Source organism: Pseudomonas sp., assembly GCF_050739775.1.
GTDB lineage: Bacteria > Pseudomonadota > Gammaproteobacteria > Pseudomonadales > Pseudomonadaceae > Aquipseudomonas.
In genome coordinates this window covers 111,531-119,325 of sequence record NZ_JBOICA010000010.1, presented here as the reverse complement: position 1 = coordinate 119,325, position 7,795 = coordinate 111,531, and the positions used below count along the sequence as shown (strand labels likewise).

Annotated in this window: 10 protein-coding genes; 7 read left to right on the top strand and 3 right to left on the bottom strand. The window is 61.1% G+C overall.

The genetic code is table 11. The annotated features are described in order from the left end of the window. Nucleotides 1-167: 167 nt before the first annotated feature. Nucleotides 168-1,202 (bottom strand): N-acetyl-gamma-glutamyl-phosphate reductase, encoded by a 1,035-nt coding sequence (argC, locus tag ACRESH_RS07805; protein WP_431741439.1) that lies wholly within the window; start codon nucleotides 1,200-1,202, stop codon nucleotides 168-170. A gap of 142 nt (nucleotides 1,203-1,344) precedes the next feature. On the opposite strand from argC, the gene hemJ reads away from it, so the two are divergent. The 6 genes from hemJ (at nucleotide 1,345) to ACRESH_RS07775 (ending at nucleotide 5,750) form a co-directional block, all read left to right on the top strand. Then, a complete protein-coding gene (hemJ, locus tag ACRESH_RS07800; protein ID WP_431741438.1) occupies nucleotides 1,345-1,770 on the top strand; it encodes a protoporphyrinogen oxidase HemJ in 426 nt (141 codons plus the stop codon). Between the two features lie 33 nt (nucleotides 1,771-1,803). Then, complete coding sequence (locus ACRESH_RS07795) at nucleotides 1,804-2,760, top strand: NAD(P)H-dependent flavin oxidoreductase (protein WP_431741437.1); 957 nt, start codon at nucleotides 1,804-1,806, stop codon at nucleotides 2,758-2,760. Nucleotides 2,761-2,805: 45 nt separating this feature from the next. Continuing rightward, nucleotides 2,806-3,579: an SDR family NAD(P)-dependent oxidoreductase gene (locus tag ACRESH_RS07790; RefSeq protein WP_431741436.1), complete on the top strand. Its 774-nt coding sequence runs from the start codon at nucleotides 2,806-2,808 to the stop codon at nucleotides 3,577-3,579. Between the two features lie 70 nt (nucleotides 3,580-3,649). Continuing rightward, a complete protein-coding gene (locus ACRESH_RS07785; protein ID WP_431741435.1) occupies nucleotides 3,650-3,988 on the top strand; it encodes a histidine triad nucleotide-binding protein in 339 nt (112 codons plus the stop codon). 65 nt (nucleotides 3,989-4,053) lie between these two features. Further along, a complete protein-coding gene (coq7, locus tag ACRESH_RS07780) occupies nucleotides 4,054-4,701 on the top strand; it encodes a 2-polyprenyl-3-methyl-6-methoxy-1,4-benzoquinone monooxygenase (RefSeq protein WP_431741434.1) in 648 nt (215 codons plus the stop codon). Nucleotides 4,702-4,709: 8 nt separating this feature from the next. Further along, nucleotides 4,710-5,750 carry a DUF2157 domain-containing protein gene (locus ACRESH_RS07775; RefSeq protein WP_431741433.1) on the top strand — a complete coding sequence of 347 codons (1,041 nt, stop codon included), beginning with the start codon at nucleotides 4,710-4,712 and terminating at the stop codon, nucleotides 5,748-5,750. Between the two features lie 73 nt (nucleotides 5,751-5,823). Here the strand turns inward: ACRESH_RS07775 and ACRESH_RS07770 are convergent, their stop codons facing one another. Then, a complete protein-coding gene (locus tag ACRESH_RS07770; RefSeq protein ID WP_431741432.1) occupies nucleotides 5,824-6,246 on the bottom strand; it encodes an OsmC family protein in 423 nt (140 codons plus the stop codon). Nucleotides 6,247-6,435: 189 nt separating this feature from the next. Here ACRESH_RS07770 and crp point away from each other — a divergent pair, with 189 nt between their 5' ends. Next, entirely contained in the window at nucleotides 6,436-7,080 is a 645-nt protein-coding gene (gene crp, locus ACRESH_RS07765; protein ID WP_431741431.1) for a cAMP-activated global transcriptional regulator CRP, read from the top strand. On the opposite strand, the gene ACRESH_RS07760 is transcribed toward crp, so the two are convergent. Beyond that, on the bottom strand, nucleotides 7,077-7,781 hold the full coding sequence (locus ACRESH_RS07760) for a lipoate--protein ligase family protein (RefSeq protein WP_431741430.1): 705 nt from the start codon (nucleotides 7,779-7,781) through the stop codon (nucleotides 7,077-7,079). The two genes, crp and ACRESH_RS07760, sit on opposite strands and share 4 nt — an antisense overlap. Nucleotides 7,782-7,795: the final 14 nt, after the last annotated feature.

The window sequence follows — 7,795 nt, the reverse complement described above, 5'->3', positions numbered from 1 at the left end:
GTTTCGATTCACGCTTCCTCCCCACACTTGGTCGCCCTCATGCAGTTGCGCTTCACTTCGTTCGCTGTGGTCAGCTCACGGCGGGACTTTCACCCGCAAGATTGCGCCCATGCTGGGCGCACAACAACAAGGCCCGCACCAGGCGGGCCCGTTTTCAGCAGCAGCGCTTAGGGCAGCAGGCCCGCATGCGAAAGGCCCATACGCTCATCCAGCCCAAAGAGGATGTTGAGGTTCTGCACCGCCTGCCCCGACGCGCCTTTGACGAGGTTGTCGATGACCGACAAGACCACGACCAGGTCACCATCCTGTGGACGGTGCACGGCAATACGGCAGACGTTGGCACCTCGCACGCTGCGGGTTTCCGGGTGGCTGCCGGCGGGCATTACGTCGACGAACGGTTCATCGGCATAGCGTTTTTCGAACAACGCCTGCAGGTCGACCGACCTGTCGGCAACGGTCGCGTACAGGGTGGAGTGAATACCGCGGATCATCGGCGTCAAGTGCGGAACAAAGGTCAGACCGACGTCGCCTCCTGCAGCCCGGCGCAGGCCCTGGGTAATTTCCGGCAGGTGACGGTGACCCTTGACCGCATAGGCTTTCATGCTTTCACCGGCCTCACAGAACAGCGAACCCACAGCCGCGCCACGACCTGCACCACTCACGCCCGACTTGCAATCGGCGATCAGGCGCGAGGCATCGGCGATACCGGCCTCCAGCAGCGGCAGGAAACCCAGTTGGGTTGCAGTGGGGTAGCAACCCGGTACGGCGATCAGGCGAGCCTGACGAATCTGCTCGCGGTTAACCTCAGGCAGGCCGTAGACCGCGTCCTTGAGCAGCCCCGGTGCGCCATGGGGCTGACCGTACCATTTGGCCCATTCATCGGCATCCTGCAGGCGGAAGTCTGCAGACAGGTCAATGACCTTGGTGCCTGCCGCCAGCAGTTCACCTGCCAGGGCATGGGCAACACCATGCGGAGTGGCGAAGAAGACCACGTCGCAGGCGGCCAGGGTTTTCACGTCCGGCACGCTGAAAGCCAGGCCGTCATAGTGACCACGCAGATTCGGGTACATATCGGCAACCGCCAGGCCGGCTTCGGAGCGCGAAGTGATTACCGCCACCTCAGCCTGTGGATGCTGCGCCAACAGACGCAACAGCTCAACCCCGGTGTAACCCGTGCCGCCAACGATACCGACCTTGACCATAACGCGTGCCCCTTATCAACGAACCAACAGGAAAGCCCACGATAATAGGGGGCCAGAAACACGCCCACAACTGTTGAGATGGCCCACCAGGCGCCTAGCCTCTACTATCTGACGACCGTGAACCCTGAAGGAACTCAACTCCATGCTTTTTCTCTGGATCAAAGCGCTGCATATCGTCAGTGTGGTCTGCTGGTTTGCCGGGCTGTTCTACCTGCCCCGCTTGTTTGTCTACCACGCGCAAAGCCAGGACAGCACCAGCCAGGAGCGCTTCGTGACCATGGAGCGCAAGCTGTATCGCGGCATCATGCTCCCGGCGATGATCGCCACCCTGGTCTTCGGTGTCTGGCTGATGAGCCTGACACCGGGCTTTCTCAGCCAGGGCTGGATGCACGCCAAGCTCACGCTGGTGATCCTGCTCATCGGCTATCACCACATGTGCGGCGCCCAGCTCAAGCGCTTCGCCCGCGGCGAAAACACCCGCAGCCATGTGTTCTACCGTTGGTTCAATGAAGTGCCAGTGCTGATCCTGCTGGCCGTCGTAATTCTGGTGGTGGTCAAACCGTTCTAACCTAAACCTGCACTCAGCCTCGGGAAACCTGCCATGTCATTGCCTGCCCTGCTCGACCACCGCTTGCGTCTGCCGGTGGTTGCCGCACCGATGTTCCTGATCTCCAACCCGCAACTGGTGCTGGCCTGTTGCGCCAACGGGATCGTTGGCAGTTTCCCGGCGCTGAACCAGCGTGACAGTAATGGCTTCAAGGCCTGGCTCGAGGAAATCGAAGCTGGCCTGGCTCGCCTGGACAATCCCGCGCCCTACGCGGTCAACCTGATTGTGCACCAGAGCAATCCGCGCCTGCAGGCAGATCTGGCGCTGTGCGTCGAACACAAGGTGCCGATTGTCATCACCAGCCTAGGTGCGGTGAAGGAACTGGTCGATGCCGTGCACAGCTATGGCGGCCTGGTATTCCACGACGTAACAACCCGGCGGCATGCCGAGAAAGCCGCTGAAGCCGGGGTCGATGGGCTGATTGCCGTCGCTGCGGGCGCTGGCGGCCATGCCGGCACCTGGAGCCCCTTCGCGCTGATTGCCGAAATCCGCCAGTTCTTCGACAAAACCTTACTGCTGGCCGGCTGCATCAACCGCGGCCATGAAATTCTCGCCGCGCAGCTGCTCGGTGCTGACCTGGCCTACCTGGGCACTCGCTTTATCGCCACTCACGAAAGCCAGGCCCCAGGTCCCTACAAAGAAATGATGCTACAGGCCAAGGCAGCCGATATCATTCACACCGCTGCGGTTTCCGGGGTGCCTGCCAGTTTCATGCGCCAGAGCCTGGAAAACGCCGGTTTCGACATGGCCGCCCTGCGCAGCCACACCGAAACCAAGCTCAAACCCATTGATGATGAGGCCAAGGCCTGGAAGACCGTCTGGTCTGCAGGGCAAGGTGTCGGAGCCATCGACAAGCTGTGCTCGGTAGAGCAACTGATAGCCCGCCTGGATGCCGAGTACCAGCAGGCGCAAGCCTCGGCGGCAACCCTGGGCCAACGCTGGCCGGGCTGACTCCTGTAAACTGAGCGCTTTGGCTCTTCCCGCCTGGAGAACTGCATGACCCGTTACGCCATGATCACCGGTGCCTCCAGCGGCCTGGGCCTGGCACTGGCCGAGGCGCTGGCACGTCGGGGACGCAATCTGATCCTGGTGGCCCGCCAACGTGACCCACTGGAAAGCATCGCCATCGAGCTGACCCAGCGTTTTGGCGTCGAAGTGCTGTTTCGCGCTTGCGACCTGGGCGAACCACTGCGCCTGTCCGGGTTCTTGCTGGAGCTGGAAGAAAGCGAGCGACAGATCGACCTGCTGGTCAACTGCGCAGGTATTCGCGCTTATGGGCCGTTCCTGGCACAGGAATGGGGCGACGAACAGGACCTGATCGAAGTGAACATCCTCGCCTTGACCCGTCTTTGCCACGCCTTGGGCAATGCCATGGCGGTCCAGGGTGGTGGGCAGATTCTCAATGTCGCGTCCCTCGCAGCCTTTGCTCCCGGGCCGTGGATGAGCAGTTATGCGGCGAGCAAGGCTTATGTGCTGCACTTCTCCGAAAGCTTGCGCGAAGAGCTCAAGCGCACCGGCATCAAGGTCTCGGTACTGTGCCCAGGCCCGGTCCGCTCGCCACTGCGGCGAATCCCCCGCCTGGAAAAGGGCCAACGTTGCCTGAGCCCCGAGGAAGTGGCCTTGCACACCGTCCGCGCCCTGGACAAGAACCGCGCATTGATCATTCCCGGTCGGCGCAATCGCTGGCTGGCATTCAGCCCGCGCCTGCTGTCGCGCTGGATTACGCGCAAGCTGGCGGGCGCCATCAATCAGGCCTATTGCCCGCGCTGAGCGTGCGGGACTGGGCGCCGACACCCAGCCTGAGTACACTCAGGCCGATCTCTCACATGGAGCAACCGTAGTGGAAACTCTGTTCACCAAGATCATCAACCGGGAAATCCCGGCCAAGATCATCTACGAGGACGACCAGGTTCTGGCCTTCCACGATATCGCCCCACAGGCACCGGTGCATTTTCTGGTCATTCCGAAAAAGCCGATCCGCACGCTCAATGACCTGACCGAGGACGACAAGGGCCTGGCTGGACACCTCCTGTTCACTGCCCAGCGCCTGGCCAAGGAACTGGGCTGTGAAGACGGTTTCCGCGTTGTCATGAACTGCAACGAACTGGGTGGCCAGACGGTCTACCACATCCATATGCATGTGCTTGGCCAACGTCAGATGCACTGGCCGCCGGGCTGATCCAGGGCAAGCCCGATCATCACGATTGCGGTAAACTGTCGGGCACATTCTTGCGGAGGTGCCCGATGGCTACCGAACGTCACTATTCGCCGCTCGACCGCTTGTTGCTGCAGGCCGATACCGCCATGCGCACCTTGCTGCCCTTCAGCGGCCAACCATCCCGCCCGTCGCCGGCCATCATCCAGCCGGATGTCGCCCTGGACGATACCCAGACCCGCCACGTGGCCGGGCTGATGCGTATCAACCATACCGGTGAAGTCTGCGCCCAGGCGCTGTATCAGGGTCAGGCCCTGACCGCCAAGCTGCCACAAGTGCGCAAGGCCATGGAGCACGCTGCCGAAGAAGAGATTGATCACCTGGCCTGGTGCGAACAACGTATCCGCCAGCTTGGCAGCCACCCGAGCGTGCTCAACCCGCTGTTCTACGGTATGTCGTTTGGCATCGGCGCGCTGGCCGGCCTGGTCAGTGACAAGGTCAGCCTGGGGTTTGTCGCCGCCACCGAACATCAGGTGTGCAAGCATCTGGACGAGCATCTGGAGCAGATTCCAAGCGAGGATGAAAAATCCCGGGCTATTCTTGAGCAGATGCGCGTCGACGAAGAACAGCATGCCGAATCGGCCCTGGAGGCTGGCGGCTTGCGCTTCCCGGCTCCCGTGCGTTTTGGCATGAGCTTGATGGCCAAGGTCATGACCAAGAGCACCTACCGTATCTAGGACACACCATGGCAGAGCGCTTCGATGCCAAGGACCTGGTCCGCGCTGTCAGTGCAGGCGTTCTGAAGCAGGGCCAGGACCAGGCCCTGCTTGAGTTCCTCAAGCAACAGCCAGCGACTCAGGCCAGCTTCCAGCTGGCCCACGTCGCCTTCTACTTCGGTGCATTGCTGATAATGGGCGCCATGGGCTGGCTGCTCAGCGAAGCCTGGATGCGCATTGGCGACAGCGCACTGCTGCTGATCGCCCTGGTGTACATCGGTGGCCTTTCCCTGGCTGGCCTGCTCATGCAGCACCGCGGCCACATCATCCCCGCCGGCGTGCTCGGCGCCGTTGCGGTGAGCATAGTGCCGTTGGCGGTGTTCGCCGTGGAGCGCCTGACGGGTTTCTGGCCGCTGGACGACGCGCAAAGCAAGTATCACAACTACTACACCTACGTGCAGGGCGGCTGGCTGCTGATGGAAGCAGCAACGGTTGTCGCCGGCCTGCTGATGCTGCGCCTGATCCCCTTCCCTTTTATCGTCATGCCGATCGCCGTGGCCCTGTGGTTCATGTCCATGGATTTGAGCGAATGGTTCTATGGCGATGCCTTCAACTGGGACCAGCGCCTCACGGTGTCGCTGTGGTTCGGCTTGGCCGGGCTGCTGGTCTTTCTGGTGATTGACGGTCGCACCCGCCAGGACTATGCCTTCTGGGGTTACCTGGCCGGGCTGCTGGCCTTCTGGCTAGGGCTGACCCTGATGGAGAGCGGCAGCGAGCTGAACAGGGCACTTTACTGTCTGATCAACCTGGGCCTGATGGGACTGGCGGTGTTGTTGCGCAGACCGCTGTTTATGGTTTTTGGCGCTATGGGCGTGGCAGCGTACCTGGGTTATCTGTCGTACGAAGTGTTTGCCGAGTCCCTGCTGTTCCCGGTGGTACTGACCTTGATCGGCCTAAGCGTGATTGGCTTGGGTATGCTTTATCAGAAGCATCGCGAAAATTTGAGTGCACGCTTTCGAGCGCAGCTGCCCAGTGGCCTGCAGAAATGGCTACCAGGGCTGCGCCGTTGAGGCTGCTTCGCAGCAGATCGCGGGGCAAGGCCCGCTCCCACAGGGATACCCCTGTAGGAGCAATGGCTTTAGATCAGCCGAGCTCGACGATCTCATAGCTGTGGGTAATTCCGACCCCCGCCCGACCGAGCATGATCGATGCCGAGCAATATTTCTCTGCCGACAGCTCTACGGCACGCTTCACCTGGGCTTCCTTGAGCCCGCGGCCCTTGACCACGAAGTTCAGGTGAATCTTGGTGAACACCTTTGGGTCCTCGCCGGCGCGTTCCGCTTCGAGGAAGGCTTCGCAGCTTTCCACCGCCTGGCGGGATTTTTTCAGGATGCTGACCACATCGAAGTTGCTGCAGCCACCCAGGCCCAGCAAGAGCATTTCCATGGGCCGTACACCCAGGTTGCGCCCACCGGCCTCGGGGGGACCGTCCATGACCACAACATGGCCACTGCCCGATTCGCCCAGAAACATGGCTTCACCTGCCCACTGGATACGCGCCTTCATCATCCGGACTCCCTTGCTTGAAAAAGGCTGCCAGCTTAGACCCAGAAGAGCCGGCGGAAAAGCTCAAGCGTGCGAGTAAATCTGCCGATACAACAACAAGTGTCTGATAAGCTGACGCCAAATCACTGGCACATTTGGCCAGACCACCTATAAAAGTGTACAGGCGTTGCCTCTTACCGGGATTCAGCCATGGTTGCCTCAGCCCTTCCAGCCAAGATCAAGAACATCGACAAGCTCCTCGCCCATTGCCAGCGGCGCCGCTACGCGGCCAAGAGCAACATCATCTATGCTGGCGACAAGGCCGATACGCTGTCATTCATCGTCAAAGGCTCGGTGACGATCCTGATCGAGGACGACGATGGCCATGAAATGATCATTGCCTACCTCAACAGCGGTGATTTTTTTGGCGAGCTCGGCCTGTTCGAGCCTGCCGGGCAGGAGCAACTGCGCAGCGCCTGGGTACGGGCCAAGAGCGAATGTGAAGTTGCAGAGATCAGCTACGAAAAATTCCGCGAACTGGTGCGTCAGGATCCAGATATTCTCTATGCCTTGGGCAGCCAGATGGCCCAGCGCCTACGCAACACCACGCGCAAGGTCGGTGATCTGGCATTTTTCGATGTCACCGGACGCGTTGCCCGCTGCTTGCTGGAACTGTGCAAGCAACCCGATGCCATGACCCATCCCGACGGCATGCAAATCAAGATCACCCGCCAGGAGATCGGTCGTATCGTTGGCTGTTCACGAGAGATGGTCGGCCGCGTCCTCAAGGACCTTGAAGAACGCAGCCTGGTTCACGTCAAAGGTAAGACCATGGTGGTCTTCGGCACCCGTTAGTCCCGAGCGATGCCTTGGATCACATCGGCATAGGCCTGACCGAGGCGCTCAAGTAGAGGCGCCTCGGGTACTACTTCGTGCAAGGCGATATGGCTGTCAGCCAGGCAACGCTGCTCCAGCTCACAACATTCGTTGAAGCGGTTGACCGCGGCCACCATCGATGCGCGCTCGTTGTCCAGCAACAAGGCACCATGCACCAGCACCACCGGGCGCTTACCGCCCAATCCCTGGCGCCAGCGCTGGGCCGTGCCCACCAGCTTACGGCCATTCAGGTTGACGTTGTAGCGGCCGTCACAGAACGCTCCTTCGATTTCGCCTACCGAGGCCAGCCCGCCCCACTCACGCAAAACATCGCACAAGGGCAGACACAGTCGCTCGTAGGCATTTTCGATTCGACCGTGGTCGCCTTCGCTACGTGGCGCCACATAAACCAGGGCGATATTGATTACCGCAGACGATTGCGGCACCGGCTCGCCGCCGGTTTCGCGCAAGAGCACCGGCCAGCCGGCAATCGCAAGTTCCGCACAGGCCGGCTCGAAGCCTTCCAGGCGGCTCATGCGCCGCGGCATGACCAGCGCGCGGTCGGTCGGGCGCCAGAACAGCAGGCCATATTCCTTTTCGCCCTTGCACACCGCGGCCAGCAGATCCTGCTCGGCATGCAGCCCGGCCTCGACAGTGACATCCAGCAATTGATCAGTCATCGCAGCAACCTTGT

Coding starts and splice junctions, on each gene's coding strand:
- argC (WP_431741439.1), bottom strand. CDS start 1,202: ATGGTCAAGGTCGGTATCGTTGGCGGCACGGGTTACACCGGGGTTGAG.
- hemJ (WP_431741438.1), top strand. CDS start 1,345: ATGCTTTTTCTCTGGATCAAAGCGCTGCATATCGTCAGTGTGGTCTGC.
- ACRESH_RS07795 (WP_431741437.1), top strand. CDS start 1,804: ATGTCATTGCCTGCCCTGCTCGACCACCGCTTGCGTCTGCCGGTGGTT.
- ACRESH_RS07790 (WP_431741436.1), top strand. CDS start 2,806: ATGACCCGTTACGCCATGATCACCGGTGCCTCCAGCGGCCTGGGCCTG.
- coq7 (WP_431741434.1), top strand. CDS start 4,054: ATGGCTACCGAACGTCACTATTCGCCGCTCGACCGCTTGTTGCTGCAG.
- ACRESH_RS07775 (WP_431741433.1), top strand. CDS start 4,710: ATGGCAGAGCGCTTCGATGCCAAGGACCTGGTCCGCGCTGTCAGTGCA.
- ACRESH_RS07770 (WP_431741432.1), bottom strand. CDS start 6,246: ATGAAGGCGCGTATCCAGTGGGCAGGTGAAGCCATGTTTCTGGGCGAA.
- crp (WP_431741431.1), top strand. CDS start 6,436: ATGGTTGCCTCAGCCCTTCCAGCCAAGATCAAGAACATCGACAAGCTC.
- ACRESH_RS07760 (WP_431741430.1), bottom strand. CDS start 7,781: ATGACTGATCAATTGCTGGATGTCACTGTCGAGGCCGGGCTGCATGCC.